Source organism: Sphingomonas sp. UNC305MFCol5.2 (assembly GCF_000712135.1).
Classification (GTDB): domain Bacteria; phylum Pseudomonadota; class Alphaproteobacteria; order Sphingomonadales; family Sphingomonadaceae; genus Sphingomonas.
This window is the reverse complement of the sequence record NZ_JOOE01000003.1, coordinates 127880-151180: the sequence shown is the minus strand read 5'-3', so window position 1 is coordinate 151180 and position 23301 is coordinate 127880. Positions and strand designations below refer to the sequence as shown.

Here is a 23301-nt window from a genome sequence, read left to right as displayed (position 1 = left end):
TACCGGATGGCGCCGGGCGAGTAAACGGCGCGTGTATTATCGATGCAACACAGAAGCGATCAGCGCACCACGGTTTTGGTGTAGAGATGCCAGGTCGCATAGCCGAGCACCGGCAGCACCACCGCCAGTCCGACGAAGAACGGGATCGATCCGGCCACCAGCAATGCCGCGACGATCACGCCCCAGCGCAGCATCACGCTTTTGTTCGCCATTACCGCCATCCGCGACGTATGGATCGCAGTCCGCGCGTCGACGTCCTTGTCGACCAGCATCGGCATCGCCACCACGCTGACGGTCAGCACCAGAGCCGCGAAGGCGAGTCCGGCGAGATTGCCCAGCACGATCAGCGTCCAGCCCTCGGGCGTCGTGAACAGGCGCGTGACGAAAGTCGCAATGCTCTCGGGCGCCGGACCCATCAGCGCGGTGTAGAGCGTCATCGCGACCACCAGCCACGCGAAGAAGATCAGCAGCAGCAACCCCGTCACCGCCATGAACGCATCGAAGGACGGGCGCCGCACCACGTCGAAGAAATGCGACCAGCCGGAGGGCAGCCCTTGCTCACGCCGCCGCGCCAGCTCGTAGAAGCCCGACGCCGCGACCGGCCCGAGCAGGCTGAGGCCGGCGGCGAGCGGGAAGAACAAGGGTATGAGCGGCCCGCCCAATGCGATCACCGCCGCCAGAAAACCCACCGCCGGATAGATGATGCCGACGAAGATCAGATCGCCGCGATGCTCGGCAAAGTCCGCCCAGCCCTGGCGAAGCGCGTCGCGCAGGTCTGCGGGGGTGATGGTGCGGACGTCATGCGCCTCCGCAGGGCGCTCGGCAGCTTCGATACGAGCGACAGTCATGACGCGCTCCTTCGATATCCCCGGCAGAGAGGATCATACGCCGGTTCCGGGCACCCGGCAACGCAAGTTCCCGTGAGGGATTTTCGCCGCGGCACGGCCGCCCGGGATGCCGCGTAAGCGAATCGATTACAGCCCAATATGCGGGCGCCGGCTAAGGAACGAAGCGCAAGCCACGGAGACCCCGTCATGGTCGATCCCGCCCGCTCTAGCGGCACAGACAATCCGATCGGTCCGCCGAGTCCGCAACTCGCCACGCAGGCCCAGCTCGCGATCAGCGCGAACCGGCTGCCCGGCGGCGGCGTCGATGTGCCGGGCCTTGCCGCCAGCGTCGAACGCGTGCGGCAGGAGAATCCCGAAGCCGCCGGCTGGGTCGAGGCGGAGATCGATCGCAACCTGTCTCCCGTCGAACGCGGCGATCTCGCCCGCGCACTGGACGGCGATACCGCGGGCGCCACGCCGCCGGCCGCCGCGAACGATACCGCGCCCAATCCCGTCGAGCTCGGGCTCGATCTCACCCAGCTCGCGCTCGACATTACCGGCATCATCGAGCCGACACCCTTTTCGGACGGCGGCAATACGGTCATTTCGGCGGGCCGCGCGATCGGATCGCTCTTCTCGGGCGATTTTGGCGCAGCCGGCGGCCACGCGGTCAACGGCGTGCTCTCGGCCGCCGGAATGCTTCCCTATCTCGGGGACGCCGCCAAGGCGGGCAAGGTCGGCAAATGGGCACAGACCGTCAGCGATGCCGTATCGGCCGTCGCCACCAATCCGGCGCTGCGTGGCGCGCTCGAGCCCGCCCTTCGCCAGGTCAAGAACGCAGTCGATGCGATCCCGCAGGGCGCGATCGACGCGCTTCCCTCCAGTGCGCGCGATGCGATCGGCCGCATGAAGGGTCAGCTCGACGAATTCTTCGGTGCAAGCGCGCGGCAGGCCGACGAAGGCGTCTATCGCGGCACGGTGCGCGGCCAGACCGTCGAGCTGCGCGGCGTCGATGCCGTGCCGACGAACTATGTGAAGCGCGACCGCGTCGAATATCAGGCGCTCCGCAACACCTTCGATTCGAAGGTGCGCGGGGACTTCCTCCGCGATCTGGCGAGCGATCCGGCCAAGGTCGATGCGCTGCGCCGCGCCGGGCTCGATCAGGCCGCGATCGACCGCATCGCTTCGGGCCGCGTGCCGCAGGGCTGGCAGGTCCACCACAAGCTGCCGCTCGACGATGGCGGCACCAACAGCTTCGATAATCTCGTGCTGATCAAGAACGATCCGCACCATCTCGCGCTCACCAACGCGCAGCGCGCCTTGGTCGGAGATCTCACGGTCGGTCAGAGCCGTCAGATAGACTTCCCGATACCCCGCGGCTTCGTCTATCCTCCAACGCCGTGAAGGATCGCACGGGACGCTGAACGCCGATGGCCGGAGACGATGGCATGGATGCAGTGATAGTGGCGGCGCGCGACGCGCAGGTGGCGGTCGGCGAAATCGTCCAGCCGGGCGCCGACGAGGCGCGAATCGCGGCGCTGCGCGCAGCGCTCCAGCGCGAATTCGGAGCAACCTTGCCCGATGATTATGCTGCGCTGCTGCGCCGCTCGGACGGCGTCGATTTCGATGGCCTCGTTCTCTACGGCAGCTGGCAGAGCGAGGCGAACCCCGGCCCCGGCGGTTTCTGGCAGGGTCTCATCGCGGCGAACAAGCTATGGCGCGAAGGGCCCGGGCACGAGGCGTATCTGGTGCTCGGCGAAACCGATATCGACCTGTTCACCGTCAATCTCGACGGCAGCGCGCCGGTGCTCCGCGACAAGGTCTCGAGCGACGTCAACGAGACCTTCCCGAGCGTAGGCGCCGCGCTCCAGCGCCTCCTCGCCACCCGAGGCTGACCCTTTCCGTGCTCCGGCGAAGGCCGGAGCGCTGGCGGCCGGCGATGTCCTTGAACCCCCGGCGCGCCGGCCTTCGCCGGAGCACGTGGCCGCTTGATCCGTCCGACGAAAGATTCCGTCCCAAACCCGTTGACGAATCCGTTTCGCCTACGCATATCCCCCGTCGTTAGCACTCGCCAAATGTGAGTGCTAAAACTTGTTCAATCTGACAAAGGATCGCAGCGCAATGAACTTCCGTCCGTTGCATGACCGCGTGCTCGTCCGCCGCGTCGAGGCCGAGGAAAAGACCGCCGGCGGGATCATCATCCCCGACACCGCCAAGGAAAAGCCGCAGGAAGGCGAAGTCGTCGCCGCCGGCACCGGCGCCAAGAGCGAGGACGGCAAGGTCACGCCGCTCGACGTCAAGGCCGGCGACCGCATCCTGTTCGGCAAATGGTCGGGCACCGAGGTCAAGGTCAATGGTGAGGATCTCCTCATCATGAAGGAATCCGACATCCTCGGAATCGTCGGCTGAACCCTGCGTTCGCCTAACCTTTTCTAACTTTCCAATTCGAAAGGTAAGCCAACATGGCAGCCAAGGACGTTAAATTCAGCCGCGACGCACGTGAGCGCATCCTGCGCGGCGTCGATATCCTCGCCGACGCAGTCAAGGTGACTTTGGGCCCCAAGGGCCGCAACGTCGTCATCGACAAGTCGTTCGGTGCGCCGCGCATCACGAAGGACGGCGTCACCGTCGCCAAGGAAATCGAACTCAAGGACAAGTTCGAGAACATGGGCGCGCAGATGATCCGCGAAGTCGCGTCGAAGACGAACGACCTCGCCGGTGACGGCACCACCACCGCCACCGTTCTCGCCCAGGCGATCGTTCGCGAAGGCATGAAGTCGGTCGCGGCCGGCATGAACCCGATGGACCTCAAGCGCGGCATCGATCTCGCCGTCACCAAGGTCGTCGAGGACATCAAGTCGCGCTCGAAGCCGGTCGCCGGCACCAACGAGATCGCCCAGGTCGGCATCATCTCGGCCAATGGCGACACCGTCGTCGGCGAGAAGATCGCCGAGGCGATGGACAAGGTCGGCAAGGAAGGCGTGATCACCGTCGAGGAAGCGAAGGGTCTCGAATTCGAGCTCGACGTCGTCGAGGGCATGCAGTTCGACCGCGGCTATCTGTCGCCTTACTTCATCACCAACCCGGACAAGATGACGGTCGAACTCAACGATCCGTACATCCTGATCCACGAGAAGAAGCTGTCGAACCTGCAGGCGATGCTTCCGATCCTGGAAGCCGTCGTCCAGTCGGGCCGTCCGCTGCTGATCATCGCCGAGGACATCGAGGGCGAGGCTCTGGCCACGCTCGTCGTCAACAAGCTGCGCGGCGGCCTCAAGGTCGCGGCCGTCAAGGCGCCGGGCTTCGGCGATCGCCGCAAGGCGATGCTCGAGGACATCGCGATCCTCACCAAGGGCGAAGTCATCTCGGAAGATCTCGGCATCAAGCTCGAGAGCGTCACGCTCGGCATGCTCGGCACCGCCAAGCGCGTCTCGATCGACAAGGACAACACCACCATCGTCGACGGTGCGGGTGAAGCCGATGCGATCAAGGGCCGCACCGACGCGATCCGCCAGCAGATCGAGAACACCACCAGCGATTATGACCGCGAGAAGCTCCAGGAGCGTCTCGCCAAGCTCGCCGGCGGCGTTGCCGTGATCAAGGTCGGCGGCGCTTCGGAAGTCGAAGTCAAGGAGCGCAAGGACCGCGTCGACGACGCGCTGCACGCGACCCGCGCTGCCGTCGAGGAAGGCATCGTCCCCGGTGGCGGTACCGCTCTCCTCTACGCGACCAAGGCGATCGAAGGCCTCAAGGGCGCCAATGACGACCAGACCCGCGGCATCGACATCATCCGCAAGGCGCTCTACGCGCCGGTCCGCCAGATCGCGCAGAATGCCGGTCATGACGGTGCGGTGATCTCGGGCAAGCTGCTCGACGGCAATGACGCGAACCTCGGCTTCAACGCCCAGACCGAGACCTATGAGAACCTGGTTTCGGCCGGCGTGATCGACCCGACCAAGGTCGTTCGCACCGCGCTCCAGGATGCGGCCTCGGTCGCCGGCCTGCTCATCACCACCGAAGCGGCGGTGAGCGAGCTGCCGGAAGACAAGCCCGCCATGCCCGCCATGGGCGGCGGCATGGGCGGCATGGGCGGCATGGACTTCTAAGTCCTTCCGTTCAGGTCGGAAATGCGAAGGGCCGGGGAAACCCGGCCCTTCTGCTTTTGCGATGAACCTTGATGACAACGCGACGACAGGGTCTTGATTTCCTGATCGAGATCAGGAACTTGGCAGCGTGAATCGCGTGGGGATTGCGTAAGTGTTCAATTGGTTTGCGGGGCGGTCGCGTTGTTTCGGCGGCAAGCACGAGCGTTCGGAAAAACATATCGAACGTGCCGGAAACGACGAGCCTTTCGTCAGCAAATGCCGGTTCTGCGGCACGCCGATGCGTCGCCGGGCCAAGCGCGACTGGGTGGTGATCTCGCGCGCCGAATATCGCGACGTTCGCCGCGGCGCCGCCGGCCGGGGTGTGTTGGCCCCCTAAACCAACAAAGCGCTTTCCTTGTGGGAAAAAGCGCGACAGATTGACGGCTTCCAACCTCGCGTCGAGCCTACCGGCGCTTCTTCCGGGGGAAGCCTTAATGACCGAACTATCCCGCCGCGAGGCGCTGACCGCCGGCGCGTTCGCTACGCTCGCCACTGCAATGCCCGCCTGGGCACAGGATGCGGCGCAGACCACCGCCGGTGCCGCCTGGGATCTGACTGAAATCTACCCCAGCGACGCCGCCTGGGACGCAGCGCGCAAAAGTGCGCTCGCCGCGCTTCCGGGCATCTCCAAATATAAGGGCCGCCTCGGCGAGAGCGCCGCGACGCTCGCGGAAGCCCTGACCCTCCAATCCGATCTCGGCCGCACGATTGCGCGGGTCTATGTCTATGTCAGCCTCAAGGCCGACGAGGACGTCCGCGTCGCCACCTGGCAGGAGAAGCAGGCGCAGGCGATCGACCTCTATACGGCGTTCGGCGAAGCCACTGCCTGGTTCTCTCCCGAGATTCTAACCGTCGGCAAGGCCAAGATCGACGGCTTTATCGCCGCAAACTCCACGCTCAAGACGCGCTTCGACTTCTATCTCGCCAATATCGTCCGCCAGGCGCCGCACACGCTCTCTCCCGAGGGCGAGGCAATCCTGGCGAGCGCGACCGCGCCGCTCCAGGCGCCCGGCGATATCTCGGGGCAGCTCCGCTCGTCGGATATCCCCTGGCCGACGATCAAGCTTTCGGACGGCAAGGAAGTCCGGCTCGACAGCCAAGGCTATACGCTCAACCGCGACGCCCCCAATCGCGCCGATCGCAAGGCGGTGTTCGACGCGTTCTGGGGCGCGCATGGCAAGTTTCAGAACTCGTTCGGCGCGACCTATAATGCGCAGGTCAAGAGCGACATCTTCATCGCCAAGGCACGCAAGTACCCGACCGCGCTCGCCGCGGCGCTCTCCGGCAACAACGTGCCCGAGACCGTCTATCGCACGCTGGTCGCCGAAGCGAACCAGGGCCTGCCCCAGCTCCACCGCTATTTCGACTTGCGGCGGCGGATGCTCAAGCTCCCCGACATCGCATATTACGACATCTACCCGCCGTTGGTGTCGCTCGATCGCCCCTTCACGCTCGAACAGATGCGCACGCTGACGCTCGAAGCAGTCAAGCCGCTCGGCCCCGACTACCAATCCCGCATGGCCAAGGCGACCGCCGCGAAGTGGATGGATCCATGGCCGCGTCAGGGCAAGCGTCCCGGCGCCTATATGAACCCCGGCGCGTTCGACGTGCATCCCTATCTGCTGCTCAATCTCTCCGAGAAATATGACGGGATGAGCACCTATGCGCACGAATGGGGGCATGCGCTGCATTCGCTGCTCGCCAATTCGACGCAACCGTTCGAGAAGGCCGATTATCCGATCTTCCTCGCCGAGATCGCCTCGACCGCCAACGAGCAATTGCTGGTCGCGTACATGCTGAAGAACGCCAAGACCAAGGAAGAGAAGCTCTTCTATCTCGGCCAGCAGATGGAGAATTTCCGCGGCACCTTCTATCGCCAGACGATGTTCGCCGAGTTCGAATTGAAGGCGCACGATCTCGCCGAAGCGGGCGAAGGCCTGTCAGGCAAGAAGTTCACCCAAGTCTATTTCGACCTGCTCAAGCGCTATCACGGTCCGAACATGGGCCTCGACCCGGCTTACGGGAACGAATGGGCGTTCATCCCGCACTTCTACAACAGCTTCTACGTCTATCAGTACGCGACCTGCATAGCCGCGGCGACGTATTTCGCGCAGTCGATCCTCAAGGGCGGCGCGAAGGAGCGCGACAATTATTTGTCGGTGCTCAAGGCCGGCGGCTCGGATTATCCGGTCGACATCTTGAAGCGCGCGGGGCTCGATATGGCGTCGCCCGCGCCGTACCAGGCGCTGATCGCGACTTTCAAGGACACGCTCGATCAGGCCGAAGCACTGCTCGTCTGACGACAGAGCGAGCGCGGCCAGGCGCCGCGCTCGCCAGCCCTCACCGCTTCATCGCCTCGATGATCTTCCTGATGTCCTGGCTGCGTCCGCGCGGGAGAACGAGGATATCGTCTCCCGCCGCCACTACGATCAGATCCTGCACCCCGACCAGCGCGATGCGCTTGCCCGCTTCGCTGCGGACGAGGCAGTTCTCCGCATCGATCATGATGACATCGCCGCGGCTGACATTGCCGTGCGCGTCGCATTCGCTGATCGCGTGGAGCGCATCCCAGCTACCGACGTCGCTCCAGCCCATCGCGACCGGGACCACCGCCACGCGCGGCGCCTTCTCCATCACCGCATAGTCGATCGAATCCGACGGAGACTGCGCGAACTCCCCGGCATCGGGCCATATGCGCTTGCCCTCGCGTCGTGCCTTTTCCATCGCCCGCTGCGCAGCGACCAGCATGGCGGGCGCGAAGACGCTCAGCGCTCCCAGATACATGTCGGCGCGGAACAGGAAGATACCGCCGTTCCAGGCGTGATCGCCCGACGCGAGCATCTCTTCCGCCTTGTCGCGCGGCGGCTTCTCCACGAACCGGTCGACGCGATGCACGCCCTCCGCAAGCGCCTCCCCGACCTTGATCCAGCCATAGCCGGTCTCCGGCGCATCCGGCGCGATCCCGAAGGTGACCAGCCATCCCTCCTGCACAAGGGGCAGCGCCGCATGGATCGCCGTACGAAAGGCGTCGACATCAGCGATGACATGGTCCGACGGCATCACGAGTATCGGAGCATTGCCGCCGCCTGCGGCGATCGCCGCGAGCGCGATGGCAGGCGCGGTGTTGCGCCCTGTCGGCTCGAGGATCAGCGCCTGCGTTTCCACCTCGACAGCGGCGAGCTGTTCTTCGATCTGATCGGCATGAAAGGCGTTTGCGACGACGATCGGGCGGGCGAAACGCTCGCCCATGGTGCGTCGCGCGGTCAATTGCAGCATCGTCTCCTCAGCGGTCAGCGGCAGGAGTTGCTTGGGTTGTTCAGGGATGGACAGTGGCCACAGCCGGGTCCCCGATCCTCCCGACAGGATCACGGGAATGATCGGTTTCACTTCCGGCATGACAAATGGTTCCCTGATTAAGCCTTAGATATAGGTACTTACCCCGCGCGATTAAACGATGTGCGGACGAAACGGTTTCCGTGGCCTTCGCTGTTTCCGACACTTTCGTGCGCGCCGCAACGCGTGTCGGGTTTGTTTACACTTAGCAGATAGTGGTGAGCGCACCATGATCCGCCTGTTCAAGCATTACGTGCCCAATGCCGTGCTTCTGCTCGGCCTACTGGATGTCGTCCTGCTGGTGGCGGCAGGCGAGCTCGGCTGGATTCTGCGCGCGCATCAAGTCGGCATGGCCGCCTTGCCGATGACCACGCGCGCACCCCAGCTGTTCGGCTATGCCGCCTTCATCGAAGTCGCGATGGTCGCCGTCGGCGTTTATGGCGCCGATGCGCTCCAGTCGCTGCGCTATGCCATGGCGCGGCTGATCGTGGCGATCTCGCTGGGCGTGATCGCCCTGAGCGTCCTTTATTTCATGATTCCCCAGATCAGCTTCTGGCGCTCCAACCTGCTTTACGCGATGGTCCTGTCGGTCTTGCTGCTGATTTTCCTGCGTGTTCTGCTCGGCAAGACTCTGGGGAGCCAGGTGTTCAAGCGACGCATCGTCGTGCTGGGAGCGGGTCCGCGCGCGGCACGCCTGAAGGTGCTGTCGAAAGGGCCCGGCGCAGGTTTCGCCGTCGTCGGCTATGTATCGATGAGCGAAGCCAATCGCGTTATCCCGGAGGCGATCGCCCGCGACGCGATCTACAATCTCGCCGACCATGTCGTCCTGCTCAATGCGAGCGAAGTCGTGCTCGCGCTCGAGGAGCGGCGCAATGCGCTGCCGCTCAAGGACCTGCTGCGGGTCAAGACCACCGGCGTCCATGTCAACGAGATCTCGACCTTCCTCGAGCGCGAGACCGGTCGCGTCGATCTCGACAGTGTCAATCCGAGCTGGCTGATCTTCTCCGACGGCTTTTCTTCGGGCCGGATGGTGTCGAGCGCTTTCAAGCGACTGTTCGATATCGGCGCCAGCCTTTTGCTGTTGGTCCTGACGCTACCGCTGGTGCTCGTAACTGCGATTGCGATTCGGCTCGAGAGCAAGGGTCCGGCTTTCTACCGCCAACGCCGCGTCGGGCTCTACGGCGTCGGCTTCGATGTCATCAAGCTGCGCTCGATGCGCCAGGACGCCGAGGTCGGCGGCAAGGCGGTCTGGGCCGAGAAGGACGACCCGCGCATCACCCGGATCGGACGAGTCATCCGCAAGCTGCGCATCGACGAGCTGCCGCAGTGCTGGAGCGTGCTCAAGGGCGAGATGAGCTTCGTCGGCCCTCGCCCCGAACGCCCCCAGTTCGTCGAGGATCTCGAGCAGAAGCTGCCTTATTATGCCGAGCGTCATATGGTGAAGCCGGGAATCACCGGCTGGGCGCAGATCAACTACCCCTATGGCGCGTCGATCGAGGATTCGCGCCAGAAGCTCGAATACGATCTGTTCTACGCCAAGAACTATTCGCCCTTTCTCGACCTGCTGATCCTGCTGCAGACGATCCGTGTCGTGCTGTTCCCCGCAGGCGCACGCTGATGACCGCAACGCTGATCCTGTGGAGCCACGCGCTGGCGGCTTTGCTCTTCGGCGGCGTCACATTGTGGACGATCCGCGCCCCGACGAGCGGCTTGCCGCGTCGTCCACTGGCGCTGGCGCTGGGGCTGACATCGCTCTGGGCTTTGGCGGTCGCAGGCATCGGCGGCGGTGAAATGGTGACGCGGATCGTCGAGACGCTTCGGAACCTTGCCTGGCTCGGCTTCATGATCACGTTGCACCAACGCGACGCCAATGATCGCCCGCCGCTCGCATTGGGCACAGTCTATGGAGTAGTGGCGCTTGTCAGCGGAGGTGCGCTGGCACTTCACATCGCCGCAAGCGCCGGTGCGCCCGATGCCGCCGGGCAGATCGGCAGCGCGGCGCTGCTGCTCCGTATGCTCGTCGCCGTCGCCGCTCTTGTGCTGGCTCAGGCACTCTATTCAGCACTCAACCCCGCCGCCGGAGGCGGGTTGCGCTGGATCGTGATCGCATTGGCGGGGATGTGGATCGCGGAGTTCGCGCTCTGCTGCACCGAATATGTCGGCGCCCAGCCGCAGCCGCAATCGATCGCCGCGCGCGGCGTGGCGATGATCGCAGTGGCGCTGGCGATGATCACTGCGCTCCAGCGCAAAGGCGAGCTGAACGTCCAGGTTTCGCGCGCCGTCGCCTATCAATCGCTATCGTTGGTCGCGATCGGCGCCTATTTCGCGCTGCTCGCTCTCGCGACGAGTGCCATCGCCACGATCGGTGGCGAGAACGCGCGGATATTCCAGACCGCATTCGTTCTCGGCTCGACCGCTGCAATCCTCACCCTCGTCTCCAACGGGTGGCTACGCGCCTGGATCAAGGTCAAGCTCGCCAAGCATTTCTTCCGTCATCGCTATGATTATCGCGCCGAGTGGATGCGCTTCACCGAAACGCTGGGCGCGCCGGACGGCGCCACGCCGCTCGACGAGCGCATCGTCAAGGCGATTGCCGACCTGACCGACTCTCCCGCCGGTCTGCTGCTGGTGCCCGACGGTGCCGGCTTCGGCCCCGGTGCCAGCTGGAACTGGGACCGCGGGCTGTTTCCCGCCACCAGCGATGCGCCGCTCGCCGGCCATCTCGCCGCCACCGGGCGGATCATCGAGCTCGACGGCATCCGCAACGACCCGCACAGTCCCGATGCAGCACCGGTTCCGGACTGGATGCTCGACATCGCCGACGCCTGGGTGCTGGTGCCACTGCCGCATCTGGGCAGCCTCGCCGGCGCGATCCTGCTCGCGCGCCCGCCACTCGACCGCGAACTTGACTGGGAGGATTTCGACCTGCTCAAGGTCGCAGGCCGGCAGGTGGCGAGCTATCTCGCCGAGGCGCGCGCGCAGGGAGCGCTCGCCGAGGCGCAGCGCTTCGACGAGTTCAACCGGCGCTTCGCGTTCATTCTTCACGACATCAAGAATCTGGTGAGCCAGCTCACGCTCACCGCGCGCAATGCCGAGCGGCATGCCGACAAGCCGGAGTTCCGGGCGGACATGGTGGCAACGCTCAAGGACTCGGCGGAACGGATGAACGCATTGCTCGCTCGGCTTTCGCAGCATCATCGCGGACGGAGCGAGGCGCCGCATGCGATCGAGGTCCAGCCCGTGGTTCAGCGTGCGGCGACGAGACGCGCTCGGCAACATCCGGTGCATATCTCCGGTATTTCCAATGCGATCGTGCATGCGGATCCGGTGGGACTTGAGCAACTGCTGGGCCATCTGGTCCAGAACGCGATCGACGCCAGCGCGACCGATGCGCCGGTAACGATCGCAATAGGCGCGGACGGGCTCAATGTGACGATCGACGTGATCGATCAGGGCTGCGGCATGTCGCCCGCCTTCGTGCGCGACAAATTGTTCAAGCCGTTCGTTTCCTCGAAACCCGGCGGCTTCGGCATCGGCGCGTTCGAGGCGCGCCAACTCGCCGCGGCGATGGACGGACGGATCGAAGTCGCGTCGCGCGAAGGCCAGGGGACGCGCTTCCGCGTGGTGCTCAAAGCCGCACATGCCTCCGATCTCCGCCAGGAGCGTGCCGCATGACCGAGATGAAGAAGCTGCTGATCGTCGAGGACGATGCCGGGCTGCAGCGTCAATTGCGCTGGGCCTATGAAGGCTATGAGATCCACACCGCCGCAAATCGCGAGGAGGCCATCGCCGTCATCCGCGCCGAAGAGCCTCAAGTGGTGACGCTCGATCTCGGCCTGCCACCCGACCCCGACGGCACGACCGAGGGCTTTGCGGCGCTCGAGACGATCCTCCAGCTCCGCTCCGACACCAAGGTGATCGTGGCGTCCGGGCACGGCGCGCATGAATCGATGCTCAGGGCGATCTCCCTCGGCGCCTGGGACTTTTATCAGAAGCCGATCGATATCGATGCATTGGGCCTGATCGTGGCGCGCGCTTTCCACGTCCACGCACTGGAGGCAGAGAACCGTCGCCTCGCCGACCGCGCCGAAGCCGGCGCGGTGCTGGGGGGGATGATCACCGGCGCGCCCGAGATGCTCAAGGTGACCCGCACGATCGAGCGCGTTGCCGGCGCCGACGTATCGGTGATGTTGCTCGGCGCCAGCGGCACCGGCAAGGAGCTCCTCGCCCGCGGAGTCCACGATGCGAGCCCCCGCAAGAGCGGTGCCTTCGTCGCGATCAACTGCGCGGCAATTCCGGAGACTCTGCTCGAAAGCGAGCTGTTCGGACACGAAAAGGGCGCCTTCACCGGCGCAGTAAAGACCACCGAAGGCAAGATCGAGCTGGCGCAGGGCGGCACGCTGTTCCTCGACGAGATCGGCGACGTGCCTCTCCCCTTGCAGGTCAAATTGCTGCGTTTCCTGCAGGAGCGCGTGATCGAGCGGATAGGCAGTCGCAAGCCGATCGCGGTCGACACTCGCGTCGTATGCGCGACACACCAGGATCTCGACGCGATGGTCGCCGAAGGGCGCTTCCGCGAGGACCTCTATTACCGCCTTGCCGAAATCGTCATCCGCATCCCCAGTCTCGCCGAACGTCCAGGCGACGCGGGGCTGCTCGCGCGGCACTTCCTCACCAAATACGCGGCTGCGATGCAGACCGGGGCGCGAAGCTTCGCCCCCGACGCGCTCGCGGCTATCGACGCTTGGGGCTGGCCGGGCAATGTCCGCGAACTCGAAAACCGGGTGAAGCGCGCCGCGATCATGGCCGAAGGAAAGATGGTCACCGCCGCCGATCTCGACCTCGAGGACAAAGCCGACGTCATCCCGATCAACCTCAAGGCCGTACGCGAGCTCGCGGACCGCAAAGCGATCCGCCACGCGCTCGCCCGTGCCGAAGGCAATATCTCCGGCACGGCGCGGCTGCTCGGGATAAGCCGCCCTACTCTCTATGACCTGATGAAGGCCTATGACCTCCAGCCGTAAGCGCTCCCGCTCGTCGCGACGCAAGCCCGTGTTCCGCCGACTGATCGTGATCGGTGGTGCGATCGGGGCGTTCGCATTGGTGCTCGCGGCGTGGTTCATGACCTCTTCGACGCGGCGCGATCCGGCTGCGGCGGAGCAGGCGGTCGAACGCGGCAACAAGCTGCTCGATGCGCACAACGCCAGCGCTGCACGCGAAGCGGCGCTCTCCGCCGTCCGCGCCGATCCAGGCAATGCGCAGGCGCACCTGACACTCGCCAGGGCCATGCTGGCGCTCGAAGACGGCGTCGGGGCGGAGGCCGAGCTGCAACGCGCAATCGATGCCGGCTACAAGCCGAAGCAGGTCGCGCATCTACGCGCACATGCACTGCTGCTCCAGGGCGCGGAAGAAAAGGCGCTCGCCGAAGCGGACAAGGCCGAACCGGCAAACCGCATCTATGTTCTGCGCATCCGCGCCCGCGCGCTCGCCTCGCTCGGCAAGCTGCCCGAGGCGTTCGCGGCGCTGGAGGAAGCGGCGCGCGGGGCGCCGCGCGACGCCGATGTGTGGACCGACGTCGGCCGGCTGAAGCTCAATGCCGGCGACCAGCTCGGTGCGATCCGCGCTTCCGAGGAAGCGGTGAAGCTCGACGGCGGTAGTCTCGACGCGCTGATGCTGCGCGGCGAGATGGTGCGCAGCCAATTCGGGCTGGTCGCGGCGCTGCCGTGGTTCGAGGCGGCGCTCAAGCGCGATCCGACCAACCATGAGGCGCTGATCGAATATGCTGCGACGCTGGGCGATGTCGGGCGGACGCGCGACTCGCTGGCGGCGACGCGACGGGCGCTGGCGGCGCGCCCCGGCAGCGCGCAGGCGCTCTATCTGCAGGCAGTGATCGCGGCGCGCGCAGGCAATGGCGATCTCGCGCGTGGACTGATCGAACGCGCGGGCCCGGGTCTTTCGCAGGTTCCCGCGGCGCTGCTGCTCGGCGGAGCGCTCGACATCGAGGCCGCCGACTACGAACAAGCGATGGAGAAACTGAAACCCCTCGTAGCCAACCAACCGATGAACATCGCGGCACGCAAGCTGCTCGCCGTCGCATTGCTGCGCACCGACAGTGCGCGCAACGCGATCGATCTGCTGCGCCCGGTGATCGCGCGCGGCGACGCTGACAGCTATGCATTGACCTTGGCGGCGCGTGGTTTCGAGCGGATCGGCGACCGCGCGACCGCGGCGCAGCTTTTCGATCGCGCCGCCTATCCCGCGCGCAACGACGCGGGCGTGTTCGCTGCCGACGACAGCACCGCAGTGCTCGCCGGCGATGCGGCCCAACGTCCTGGCGACCCCACCACAACGGTGCCGCTGATCCGCGCGTTGATCGGCCAGGGCGACAAGGCCGGCGCCCTTGCCAGGGCGCAGGACCTTGCCGCGCGCCATCCCGGCGCGCCGGCCGCGCATTTGATCCTCGGCGACACGCTGATGCTGATGAACCGGCCGGCCGATGCCGTCGCCGCCTATCGTCGTGCCGCCGGCTTGCGCTTTGACGAACCGGCGATGCTACGGCTGATAGAAGCATTCGACCGCGCCGGTCAGCGCGCGGATGCCGCCAAGGTGCTCGCGCTGTTCCTGTCACAGAACCCCGTCAATGCCGCGGCGTTGCGCCTTTCGGGCCAGTGGCAGCTTGCCGCAGGCGACTATGAATCGGCGATCGACACGTTCGAGCTGCTGCGCACCCGCGTCGGCGACGGCGATGCCGCACTCAACACCGATCTCGCGAGTGCCTATGCCGGCGTCGAGGAATTCGAGGCGGCGGCGGATTTCGGCGAAGCGGCCTATGCCCTCGCCCCGTCCAATCCGGCGGCGGCAGACGCTTATGGCTGGGCGCTCTATCGGAGCGGCGATGCGGCGGCAGCGGTAGAGCTGCTGCAAAAGGCGGTGATGCTCGCGCCGCGCCATGCCGGGCTGCGCTGGCACCTGGCGCAGGTTTATGCCGACCTCGGCCGCAAGCCAGAGGCACGGGCGGAAGCACAGGCAGCGCTGGCCGACCCGCGCTTCGGCGATCGGGCCGCGGCCGCGGCAATGGCCCAATCCTGATCGCACGTTTCGAGCCAGGCAACCTATCGAGGTCGTTCGATGCGCGGGCCAAGCGAATTTCATGGCCATGATCGCTCGTATTCGAAATGCTCGCGCACGACAGGCGGCGAGCGCGCTATACTCCTAGCGCGGATATTCTTTCGCCTAAAATGAAAGAGGCCGCCGGGGCCCATCAGGGACCCGGCGACCTCCGACATGGTCAGCGGTCGGAGCGTTCCAACCCGGGAGACCATGCGGGCCGCTGTGCCGATGGCTGGCGAGCGTTGTTTGGAGGAGAATACCTCCCGCTTGCCCTACGGACGGAGGACTTCCGCCCGCGCCTTCAGCTCAGCGGCGCGTCTCCCGAACGAACTGAACCGACCCCATTGCTGAACCATGAGACATCGGATCACCTCCTTTCGCAAGTTGAAGAACGAGCGTGGCTTGCCGCCACGGACGAATCTTGAATCATCGCGAGTCGCAGAACAAGTCTTGTAATGCATTGCAGATGGTGCGATTCTTAGAGTTCTGTGGTTCGCCGCACGCGCGTCGCGATGCGACTCAGCCGCGGCAATCCTCCGCCACACGCAGGATTTCGGCCCAGGCGGGCACGACCAACGCCGGTGCGCCACCGCCCTGCACAACGAAACGGCCGCGGCTATAGCCTATTGCGTCGATCAACGCGTCGCGTGCCGCAAGATCAGCGGCCGCGCCCGTCGTGGCAGGGCTGACAGGGAGAGTCCGAGCAACGCTGGTAGTGCGGATGGTGAGGGTCGGTGCCGAGGTCTGGCCGTTGCGCGTCAGGACGATGCGGCTGCGAGCACGATCGCAGCGAAGTGTGAATTCGGGTGCCAGGCCCGACACGCCGAAAGACGCGATGCTGCCCTGTGCATCGGTGCGATAGCTCCAATTGCCCGGAGTGAGCGGCCAATCGCGCCAATCCGCACTGACCAGCGGCGGCGGTGGCGACGGGGCGGGAGCCGGGGCGGGCGTGGGAAGGGCGACCGGCGGCGCGGGCCGAGGCGGGGGCTGGCTGGGCGCAACGCAGCCAGCGAGCAGCAGGGCCATAGCGGAGACGCTGGCAAGCACGAACGAGCGACGCATGCCGCGCCTTATGGGGGAAGTCCCCTGCAGCCTCAACCGCGATCAGGCGGCGGCCCGTTGGCGCGCGATGATACGCTCTGCGTGAGCGTAGAGCACCTCTTCCTCGCGCGCGATCCGCTCGGCGAGGTCGGCCATCAGGATACGGGTTTCGGCGCGGAAATGTTCCCATTCCTGCGTGATGCGGCCGACCGGCCAGGCAGCGACATAACTGGCGAAAGCCGGCCCGAGCAGGCCATGTTCCTGCCGATAGAGCCATGCGACCTGCGTCGCGATCGCGTCGCCCGAGAAGAGCAGCCGATCGTAGATCAGCCAATCCTCGCGGTTGCAATGATCGAACAGCGCCTGCGCCATTCGCCAGCGCATCGCGGCGACGGCAGCGGTATCGGGCGTTGCGGCGGACACGATCGCGAGGAGTTGCGCGGCCTGCGCCTCAAGCGCTCGATGTTCTGCGCAAAGCTCCTGAATCACGCCTACGGTCCCCTTGATCCGGACCAAGTCAAAAGCACAATATTGCGCGGACCGTAAGTCCGTAGAGTCCCCGATCAGGATTCATTACGGATGCATATTTGCACATTTTACTTACCATTTCTGCGGGTGGTCATCGCGCCCGCGCGCCCCCGAACCGCGTTTTGCTCTGCTTGCCGTAGCGGGTCTTGCGCGTACCCGGCTTGCCTTCGTTGCTGCGCCCCATGATCGGCGCCTTGTGCTCGCTTGCCGGCAGGCCGAGCTCCTCTGCCTCGAGCGCACGGATCTCGTCGCGCAGCCGCCCCGCCTCCTCGAATTCGAGATTGGCGGCGGCATCGCGCATCTTCTTCTCAAGTTCCTCGATATAGCCGCGCAGATTGTGGCCGACCATATGCGGCCGGTCTGCATCGATCTCGACCGTCACCCCGTCCTTCGACGCCACATGCGCGATGATGTCGCCGATGTTGCGCTTGATCGTCTCGGGCGTGATGCCGTGCTCGATATTATAGGCGTGCTGCTTCTCGCGGCGACGCCCGGTCTCGGCGAGCGCGCGCTCCATGCTGCCGGTCATGCGATCGGCATAGAGGATCACGCGGCCTTCGACATTGCGCGCGGCGCGGCCGATCGTCTGGATCAGCGAAGTCTCCGAACGCAGAAATCCTTCCTTGTCGGCATCGAGGATCGCGACGAGGCCGCATTCGGGGATATCGAGCCCCTCGCGCAGCAGATTGATCCCTACGAGCACGTCGTACACGCCCATGCGGAGATCGCGGATCAGCTCGATGCGTTCGAGCGTCTCGGTATCCGAATGCATATAGCGGACCTTCAGTCCTGCCTCGTGCATGTATTCGGTGAGATCCTCGGCCATGCGCTTGGTGAGCGTGGTCACCAGCGTCCGATAGCCCTTGGCCGCAGTCGCCTTGCATTCCTGGATGAGGTCCTGGACCTGCTCCTCGACCGGCTTGATCTCGACCGGCGGGTCGATCAGCCCGGTGGGGCGGATCACCTGCTCGACGAACACGCCGCCCGCCTGCTCCATCTCCCACCCGCCCGGCGTCGCCGAGACATAGGTGGTCTGGGGGCGCATCGCGTCCCATTCGTTGAACCGCAAGGGCCGGTTGTCGATCGCCGAGGGCAGGCGGAAGCCATATTCCGCCAGCGTGATCTTGCGCTTGTGGTCGCCGCGCGACATGCCGTTGATCTGGCCGATCGTCTGGTGGCTCTCATCGACGAAGAGCAAGGCATTCTCGGGCAGATATTCGAACAGAGTGGGCGGCGGCTCGCCGGGCAGGCGGCCGGTGAGGAAACGGCTGTAATTCTCGATGCCCGCGCAGGAGCCGGTCGCTGCGATCATCTCGAGATCGAAATTGGTGCGCTGCTCGAGCCGCTGATGTTCGAGCAGTTTCCCCTCGGCCTCGAGCTCCTTGAGCCGCTCGGCGAGCTCGTGCTTGATGGCCTCCATCGCCTGCTTCATCGTCGGGCCAGGCGTCACATAGTGCGAATTGGCGAAGACGCGGACATAGTCGAGCGACGCCACCTTGCTGCCGGTCAGCGGGTCGAACTCAGTGATCTCCTCGATCTCGTCGCCGAAGAACGAGACGCGCCAGGCGCTGTCCTCATAGTGCGACGGGAAGATCTCGAGGCTGTCGCCGCGCACCCGGAAATTGCCGCGCGCGAACGCCTGATCGTTGCGCTTGTACTGGAGCGCGACGAGCTTGCGGATGATCTCGCGCTGATCCTGGACCTGACCCTTCTTCAAGTCGAAGATCATCGCCGAATAGGTCTCGACCGAGCCGATGCCGTAGAGGCACGAGACCGAGGCGACGATGATGACGTCGTCGCGTTCGAGCAGCGACCGCGTCGCCGAATGCCGCATCCGGTCGATCGCCTCGTTCACCGAGCTTTCCTTCTCGATGTACGTGTCCGAGCGGGGGACATAGGCCTCGGGCTGGTAGTAATCGTAATAGCTGACAAAATATTCGACGGCGTTGTCGGGAAAGAAGCTCTTGAACTCGCCATAGAGCTGCGCGGCGAGGATCTTGTTTGGGGCGAGGATCAGCGCCGGGCGCTGGAGCTCCTCGATCACCTTGGCCATCGTGTAGGTCTTGCCCGATCCGGTGACCCCGAGCAGCACCTGATCGCGCTCGCCGGCGCGCGCCTGCTCGACCAATTCGGGGATCGCGAAGCGCTGATCGCCCGACGGCTGATAGTCGCTGACCAGCTTGAACGCCTTGCCGCCCTCGCTCTTCTCGGGGCGATTCGGCCGATGCGGGACGAAGCTGTCGCCGGTGTCGGGCTCGGCGAGGGAGGTGCGGATCTGGATCGGCATGGCTGGGATATGGGGCCTTTATCAGAGGACGCAATTATAGCCTGGGTGACTGATCAAGTTTACGCGATAGCGGATTTTCAGGCGGGAGCGGCAGGTTTGCGCCGGGAACGCGCCCACGACGCGCCTGCGACGCGGCACCCACGCGGCATCCATGCGCCCGATACGCGGCGGCCATGCGCCACCTGCGCGGCAGGTTCGCGCCCGCTACGCGCCGAGTACGCGCCGGATTCGCGACACTCGCGCGGCAGAGGCGCGGCGCCGAAGCGACACAGCGGAGAGAAAGAAGATCGAGCCGCCCGTCCATCGTCGGAACAAAAGCAGATCAAATCCTATTTTACCAGCCCCCGCGAAAGGAGGGAGGGTCGTAGTGCTCAGCTGTCGGCGGGAAGACGGCAGATATCCACCCATTCCGCATCGATCAGCGTCGCGAGGCGGTCTGGCGCGACCCTGATCGAGCTGTTGAGCGACCCCGCCGCAGGAAAGACGATCGCGAAGGCACGAAGGCTGACGTCGCAATAGATCGGCAGCGGGGTTGCAAGTCCAAAGGGGCAAACGCCGCCGATCGGGTGACCGGTGATCGCAAGCGTTTCGTCCGGATCCAGCATGCGAGGCCTGTCGCCAAACGCCGATTTGGTCTTCTGATTGTCCAGCCGGGTGTCCCCGCGCGTCACCAGCAGCACCACCCGGCCGTTGATGCGTAGCGCCAGTGTCTTGGCTATCTGGCCGGGCATTACGCCCAGCGCTTCCGCAGCCTCTCCCACCGTGGCCGTGCTTCGCTCGACTTCGATAATCGGCAGATCCGGAGCGCGTGCGGAGAGATCGGCTTGTACGGATTGATAGCTCATGCCAAAGCGAGGTAACCCAGCTCCCGCCCAACTCCAATGCCGTCCCCACGCGCCCGGCTCCGGCCGACCCGCGCTATACGCTTATGCTGGAAAGCAATTCGTCGAGCTGCTCCAACTGCTCCGGCAATCCGGCCGCCGAGCCCTGCAGTGCTTCCTCGAGCGCTTCGCTGGACGGATAGGCTTCGTGGAAAGTCAGCAGCGTCTTCCCGCCCTGGTCCTCGAAGGTCACGGTCGTGATCGCGCCCTCTTCGCCCTCGTCGTTGGTCCAGACGATGCGCTCGTTCGGCACCACGTCGAGATACTTGCCGTAAAAGGCCATCGTATCCGAACCGCCGGCGCCGAATTCCAGTCGATATTTGCCGCCGGTACGGACGTCCATATCGCATGATACCAGCGAAATGCCGGGTGCCGATTTCGGCACCCACCAGCGCTGGAACAGCTCAGCCTGGCTCCATGCCTTGTAAACCATGCTCGGCGGCGCATCGAATGTCCGCGTTGCGACGAGTTCGCGATCCCCTTTGCGCTCGACTGACGTGCGGTTCCGCGCAACCCCTGCGCTGTTAACCTGCTGATCCATCGTTTTCCTCCTGTTTCAATTCGCCGATGATTTCGTCCAAAGCGTCGAAGCGGGCCTCGAAGAGCTTGCGGTGCGCCTCGATCCACTCGGCCTCCGCCGTGAGGCCACGTTTCCCAAGCTTGCAGGTTCTCACCCGCCCGACCTTCTGCGTGACGACGAGCCCCGCCCGTTCGAGAACCTGAACGTGCTTCTTCATGCCGGTCAGCGTCATCCGGAACTTATCCGCGAGACTGGTGATCGACGCGTCCCCTCGCCCAAGCTGATCGATGATCCCGCGGCGAGTCGCATCGGACAGCGCCGCGAACGAGAGATCGAGAGGAGGGCTTGCATACTGAACCATATAGTTCAGTGTCTAACCTGATCGCGCAGGAAGCGCAAGCCTCCCGAACTTTCCCTGCCGTAGACCGGTCATTCGAGGCCCCGCGGCGGCGGCAGCAAAGATCGTCTGCCGCAGGTCAAAAGCGGACCTTCGCCGATGATGAGGGAATGTCGGCTTTCAGAGCCTACCTCCCGAAACCACTCCGCTGGCAACCGGTTCGGTAGACGTCTATTGCATCCGGCACTCGGCCGTACGCCGCATGGGCGCATTGCCAAGCGACGCCAATTCGGCTTTCAGTCCGCGCAGAACCAAAGGGAATCTCCACATGCGCGCCACCATCGTCCTCGGAACCGTCGCCCTTGCGCTGGCAGGATGCCAATCCGCCGAGGAGAAGCACGCGGCCGAGACCGGCGAGATCGAAGTGACCAACGCGAAGACCGAGCAGGTCTCCAGGCTGATCAAGGCAGCGGCACCCAAGACCGCGGTCAAGCCGGGGCTGTGGAAGGCCGAGCTTCGCATCGAGGCAGTCGATGTCGGTCCCGGCGCCGACAACGCGAAGCAGCTCGAACTCGCCAAGAGCGTCGAGCGCAATGCGACCGAATGCAAGACAGCCGAGCAATTGAAGCCGTTCGACATCGCCAAGCTGGAACAGGCCGCCGGCGCGTGTACCTTCGTCCGCTATGTCTCGAAAGGTGGCAAGGTCGATGCCGAGATCCAGTGCAGCAAGAAGGCCAGCGAAGCGGGTACGACGCTGCTGATCAACGGCACCACTTCGGCCACCGGCTTCGATGTGGTGACCGAGAACCGCACCGGCACCAAGGGCCAGCCGGGCTACTCACTGCTGCGGATGCGCTCCACGGGCACGCGCGTCGGCGAGTGCGCGCCGCAGGCGAAGGGCTGAACGCGGTAAGGCACTGCCCCGTCCGGCTCAGCCTTCGTTCCGGCGATAGGCGATCCGCCACATGATCACCGCGATCACCGCCGCCAGCCCCGCGAGGAGCACGCTCGATGCCATCGCGCTCAGCCAGCGGAACAGCCAGGTGCGGCCGTCCATCTCTGGCATGTCCAACATTCCGAAGCCATAGGTCTGCGCGCCGACGAAGATCACCATCGCGATCACTGCGCCGACCAGCGCCGCATGCCAGGCCCGGCGCCGGCCGGCGACGTGCATCACCAGCCAGACCGGGCCGCCCACCGCAGTGATCGCCAGTCCGGAGAAGATGCCGCCGATCAACCAGCCGCCAAGCAGGTTGAGCGGTTCGCGCTGACCGCCGAGCAGCAGCAAAACGAGCACGATCACGCCGGCCAGCGCGCTGCCCGCGCCGAGCGCGATCCCCGCCCGGTCGATCGTGGTATCGTAACGGCGCTGCACGCGAATCACGCGTCGATTGATCTGTTCCAGGGCCCCTCTCCCGAGCCCCGACGATACTCCTGCGCGGACGCCGCCTCAAGCGGCGGCGCGACGGTTCAGCGCAAAGCGTTGCAGCGGCGTCGTCAAACATCAGGTGGTGGCAAGGGTCCCGCTGCGGCATTAGAACAGCCCAGCACCGGTCACGGAAGTTCAGGATGCAACACAGCGAAACCCCGATCGCCATTGCGCTTCTCTGCCTCGCCGCGGTCACCGGCTATGTCGATGCGCTCGCCTTCATGCACGCCGGCGGGTTCTTCGTCGCCTTTGCGAGCGGCAATGCGACGCGGTTCGCAGCCGGAATCGGCACGGGCGTCGGCCGCGAAGCGATGATCGCCGGCGGACTGATCCTGAGCCTGATGAGCGGTACGATCCTCGCGAGCGTGCTGGCGCGGGCTACGGGCGCGCGGGCGCGCGGCGCAGTGATGGCTGCGGCGAGTATGATGTTGCTCGCCGCGGCGGCGATTGCCTGGAAAGTCTCCGGCATGAGCGCGCTGCTGCTGCTCGCGACTGCAATGGGAATGGTCCATCTGTTGTTCCACCGCGAAGGCGCGATGCCGTTGACGGCGACGATGGTGCGCATGGCGGAGGATCTCGCAGGTGCGCTGATGGGGGACCCGGATCGATGGGGCTGGGCGCGGCAGCTCGCACTGGTCGCGGTGTTCGCCGCGGGGGCGGTGATGGGCACTAGCGCCGAAGCGATGCTGGGCATCCATGCCTTCTGGTTCGCGGGGCTGGCGGCGGCAACGCTGGCGCTATGGTTTGCACTGCTCGACCGGAGAGCGACCGTCAAAGGTTCGCCGGTCCGTACATAAGTATTTTGCGGTATAACTGATGTTCTAGACATCATATTCCAAGGAATTTACATCTGCGGCGAAGGA

21 protein-coding genes are annotated in these 23301 nt (G+C 65.1%); 11 read left to right on the top strand and 10 right to left on the bottom strand.

Annotation, left to right across the window (positions count from 1 at the left end):
* Positions 1 to 59: 59 nt before the first annotated feature.
* Positions 60 to 848 carry a DUF2189 domain-containing protein gene (locus BR78_RS0112440; RefSeq protein ID WP_029936601.1) on the bottom strand — a complete coding sequence of 263 codons (789 nt, stop codon included), beginning with the start codon at positions 846 to 848 and terminating at the stop codon, positions 60 to 62.
* Between the two features lie 186 nt (positions 849 to 1034).
* Between BR78_RS0112440 and BR78_RS20970 the strand changes: the two genes are divergently transcribed.
* From BR78_RS20970 to groL, 4 genes are all read left to right on the top strand, one after another.
* A complete protein-coding gene (locus BR78_RS20970; RefSeq protein ID WP_051683317.1) occupies positions 1035 to 2231 on the top strand; it encodes an HNH endonuclease in 1197 nt (398 codons plus the stop codon).
* A gap of 44 nt (positions 2232 to 2275) precedes the next feature.
* Positions 2276 to 2722 carry a YrhA family protein gene (locus tag BR78_RS0112430; protein WP_029936599.1) on the top strand — a complete coding sequence of 149 codons (447 nt, stop codon included), beginning with the start codon at positions 2276 to 2278 and terminating at the stop codon, positions 2720 to 2722.
* 226 nt (positions 2723 to 2948) lie between these two features.
* Positions 2949 to 3236, top strand: coding sequence for a co-chaperone GroES (gene groES / locus BR78_RS0112425; RefSeq protein ID WP_029936598.1), 288 nt, complete (start codon positions 2949 to 2951; stop codon positions 3234 to 3236).
* A 53-nt stretch (positions 3237 to 3289) separates the two neighbouring features.
* The gene (groL, locus tag BR78_RS0112420; protein ID WP_029936597.1) at positions 3290 to 4933 is read left to right on the top strand and encodes a chaperonin GroEL; all 1644 of its coding nucleotides are present in this window, start codon (positions 3290 to 3292) and stop codon (positions 4931 to 4933) included.
* 10 nt (positions 4934 to 4943) lie between these two features.
* Here groL and BR78_RS21750 read toward each other — a convergent pair whose 3' ends face one another.
* Entirely contained in the window at positions 4944 to 5363 is a 420-nt protein-coding gene (locus tag BR78_RS21750; RefSeq protein WP_156022310.1) for a hypothetical protein, read from the bottom strand.
* A 43-nt stretch (positions 5364 to 5406) separates the two neighbouring features.
* Here BR78_RS21750 and pepF point away from each other — a divergent pair, with 43 nt between their 5' ends.
* Positions 5407 to 7272 (top strand): oligoendopeptidase F, encoded by a 1866-nt coding sequence (pepF, locus tag BR78_RS0112410; RefSeq protein WP_029936595.1) that lies wholly within the window; start codon positions 5407 to 5409, stop codon positions 7270 to 7272.
* Positions 7273 to 7312: 40 nt separating this feature from the next.
* On the opposite strand, the gene BR78_RS0112405 is transcribed toward pepF, so the two are convergent.
* Entirely contained in the window at positions 7313 to 8368 is a 1056-nt protein-coding gene (locus tag BR78_RS0112405; RefSeq protein ID WP_081855763.1) for a mannose-1-phosphate guanylyltransferase/mannose-6-phosphate isomerase, read from the bottom strand.
* A gap of 166 nt (positions 8369 to 8534) precedes the next feature.
* Between BR78_RS0112405 and BR78_RS0112400 the strand changes: the two genes are divergently transcribed.
* Genes BR78_RS0112400 through BR78_RS0112385 form a run of 4 tightly spaced genes read left to right on the top strand, consistent with a single transcriptional unit; the run spans position 8535 to position 15394 of the window.
* Positions 8535 to 9923 carry a TIGR03013 family XrtA/PEP-CTERM system glycosyltransferase gene (locus BR78_RS0112400; RefSeq protein WP_029936593.1) on the top strand — a complete coding sequence of 463 codons (1389 nt, stop codon included), beginning with the start codon at positions 8535 to 8537 and terminating at the stop codon, positions 9921 to 9923.
* Positions 9923 to 11980 carry an XrtA/PEP-CTERM system histidine kinase PrsK gene (gene prsK / locus BR78_RS0112395; protein ID WP_029936592.1) on the top strand — a complete coding sequence of 686 codons (2058 nt, stop codon included), beginning with the start codon at positions 9923 to 9925 and terminating at the stop codon, positions 11978 to 11980. Before BR78_RS0112400 ends, prsK begins: the two co-directional genes overlap by 1 nt.
* Positions 11977 to 13329, top strand: coding sequence for a PEP-CTERM-box response regulator transcription factor (gene prsR, locus BR78_RS0112390; protein ID WP_029936591.1), 1353 nt, complete (start codon positions 11977 to 11979; stop codon positions 13327 to 13329). The genes prsK and prsR overlap by 4 nt, the downstream gene beginning before the upstream one ends.
* Positions 13313 to 15394, top strand: coding sequence for a tetratricopeptide repeat protein (locus BR78_RS0112385; protein WP_037566677.1), 2082 nt, complete (start codon positions 13313 to 13315; stop codon positions 15392 to 15394). Before prsR ends, BR78_RS0112385 begins: the two co-directional genes overlap by 17 nt.
* 540 nt (positions 15395 to 15934) lie before the next feature.
* On the opposite strand, the gene BR78_RS0112380 is transcribed toward BR78_RS0112385, so the two are convergent.
* The 6 genes from BR78_RS0112380 to BR78_RS0112355 form a co-directional block, all read right to left on the bottom strand.
* Positions 15935 to 16477, bottom strand: coding sequence for a hypothetical protein (locus BR78_RS0112380; RefSeq protein ID WP_029936589.1), 543 nt, complete (start codon positions 16475 to 16477; stop codon positions 15935 to 15937).
* A gap of 42 nt (positions 16478 to 16519) precedes the next feature.
* On the bottom strand, positions 16520 to 16945 hold the full coding sequence (locus BR78_RS0112375) for a hemerythrin domain-containing protein (protein ID WP_197021367.1): 426 nt from the start codon (positions 16943 to 16945) through the stop codon (positions 16520 to 16522).
* A gap of 130 nt (positions 16946 to 17075) precedes the next feature.
* The gene (gene uvrB, locus BR78_RS0112370) at positions 17076 to 19271 is read right to left on the bottom strand and encodes an excinuclease ABC subunit UvrB (RefSeq protein WP_029936587.1); all 2196 of its coding nucleotides are present in this window, start codon (positions 19269 to 19271) and stop codon (positions 17076 to 17078) included.
* A 371-nt stretch (positions 19272 to 19642) separates the two neighbouring features.
* On the bottom strand, positions 19643 to 20116 hold the full coding sequence (locus tag BR78_RS0112365; protein ID WP_029936586.1) for a YbaK/EbsC family protein: 474 nt from the start codon (positions 20114 to 20116) through the stop codon (positions 19643 to 19645).
* A gap of 73 nt (positions 20117 to 20189) precedes the next feature.
* A complete protein-coding gene (locus tag BR78_RS0112360) occupies positions 20190 to 20693 on the bottom strand; it encodes an SRPBCC family protein (RefSeq protein ID WP_029936585.1) in 504 nt (167 codons plus the stop codon).
* Positions 20677 to 21033: an ArsR/SmtB family transcription factor gene (locus BR78_RS0112355; RefSeq protein WP_029936584.1), complete on the bottom strand. Its 357-nt coding sequence runs from the start codon at positions 21031 to 21033 to the stop codon at positions 20677 to 20679. Before BR78_RS0112355 ends, BR78_RS0112360 begins: the two co-directional genes overlap by 17 nt.
* A 304-nt stretch (positions 21034 to 21337) precedes the next feature.
* Between BR78_RS0112355 and BR78_RS0112350 the strand changes: the two genes are divergently transcribed.
* Complete coding sequence (locus BR78_RS0112350; RefSeq protein ID WP_029936583.1) at positions 21338 to 21913, top strand: DUF3617 domain-containing protein; 576 nt, start codon at positions 21338 to 21340, stop codon at positions 21911 to 21913.
* Between the two features lie 27 nt (positions 21914 to 21940).
* Here the strand turns inward: BR78_RS0112350 and BR78_RS0112345 are convergent, their stop codons facing one another.
* A complete protein-coding gene (locus BR78_RS0112345) occupies positions 21941 to 22393 on the bottom strand; it encodes a hypothetical protein (RefSeq protein WP_051683316.1) in 453 nt (150 codons plus the stop codon).
* Positions 22394 to 22578: 185 nt separating this feature from the next.
* Between BR78_RS0112345 and BR78_RS0112340 the strand changes: the two genes are divergently transcribed.
* Complete coding sequence (locus BR78_RS0112340) at positions 22579 to 23235, top strand: DUF1275 family protein (RefSeq protein WP_029936581.1); 657 nt, start codon at positions 22579 to 22581, stop codon at positions 23233 to 23235.
* The last annotated feature ends 66 nt before the right edge of the window (positions 23236 to 23301 follow it).

Excerpts from the sequence above, each read along its gene's own strand:
- BR78_RS0112440 (WP_029936601.1), bottom strand. The coding sequence starts at position 848 with ATGACTGTCGCTCGTATCGAAGCTGCCGAGCGCCCTGCGGAGGCGCAT.
- BR78_RS20970 (WP_051683317.1), top strand. The coding sequence starts at position 1,035 with ATGGTCGATCCCGCCCGCTCTAGCGGCACAGACAATCCGATCGGTCCG.
- BR78_RS0112430 (WP_029936599.1), top strand. The coding sequence starts at position 2,276 with ATGGATGCAGTGATAGTGGCGGCGCGCGACGCGCAGGTGGCGGTCGGC.
- groES (WP_029936598.1), top strand. The coding sequence starts at position 2,949 with ATGAACTTCCGTCCGTTGCATGACCGCGTGCTCGTCCGCCGCGTCGAG.
- groL (WP_029936597.1), top strand. The coding sequence starts at position 3,290 with ATGGCAGCCAAGGACGTTAAATTCAGCCGCGACGCACGTGAGCGCATC.
- pepF (WP_029936595.1), top strand. The coding sequence starts at position 5,407 with ATGACCGAACTATCCCGCCGCGAGGCGCTGACCGCCGGCGCGTTCGCT.
- BR78_RS0112405 (WP_081855763.1), bottom strand. The coding sequence starts at position 8,368 with ATGCCGGAAGTGAAACCGATCATTCCCGTGATCCTGTCGGGAGGATCG.
- BR78_RS0112400 (WP_029936593.1), top strand. The coding sequence starts at position 8,535 with ATGATCCGCCTGTTCAAGCATTACGTGCCCAATGCCGTGCTTCTGCTC.
- prsK (WP_029936592.1), top strand. The coding sequence starts at position 9,923 with ATGACCGCAACGCTGATCCTGTGGAGCCACGCGCTGGCGGCTTTGCTC.
- prsR (WP_029936591.1), top strand. The coding sequence starts at position 11,977 with ATGACCGAGATGAAGAAGCTGCTGATCGTCGAGGACGATGCCGGGCTG.
- BR78_RS0112385 (WP_037566677.1), top strand. The coding sequence starts at position 13,313 with ATGACCTCCAGCCGTAAGCGCTCCCGCTCGTCGCGACGCAAGCCCGTG.
- BR78_RS0112380 (WP_029936589.1), bottom strand. The coding sequence starts at position 16,477 with ATGCGTCGCTCGTTCGTGCTTGCCAGCGTCTCCGCTATGGCCCTGCTG.
- uvrB (WP_029936587.1), bottom strand. The coding sequence starts at position 19,271 with ATGCCGATCCAGATCCGCACCTCCCTCGCCGAGCCCGACACCGGCGAC.
- BR78_RS0112365 (WP_029936586.1), bottom strand. The coding sequence starts at position 20,116 with ATGAGCTATCAATCCGTACAAGCCGATCTCTCCGCACGCGCTCCGGAT.
- BR78_RS0112360 (WP_029936585.1), bottom strand. The coding sequence starts at position 20,693 with ATGGATCAGCAGGTTAACAGCGCAGGGGTTGCGCGGAACCGCACGTCA.
- BR78_RS0112355 (WP_029936584.1), bottom strand. The coding sequence starts at position 21,033 with ATGGTTCAGTATGCAAGCCCTCCTCTCGATCTCTCGTTCGCGGCGCTG.
- BR78_RS0112350 (WP_029936583.1), top strand. The coding sequence starts at position 21,338 with ATGCGCGCCACCATCGTCCTCGGAACCGTCGCCCTTGCGCTGGCAGGA.
- BR78_RS0112340 (WP_029936581.1), top strand. The coding sequence starts at position 22,579 with ATGCAACACAGCGAAACCCCGATCGCCATTGCGCTTCTCTGCCTCGCC.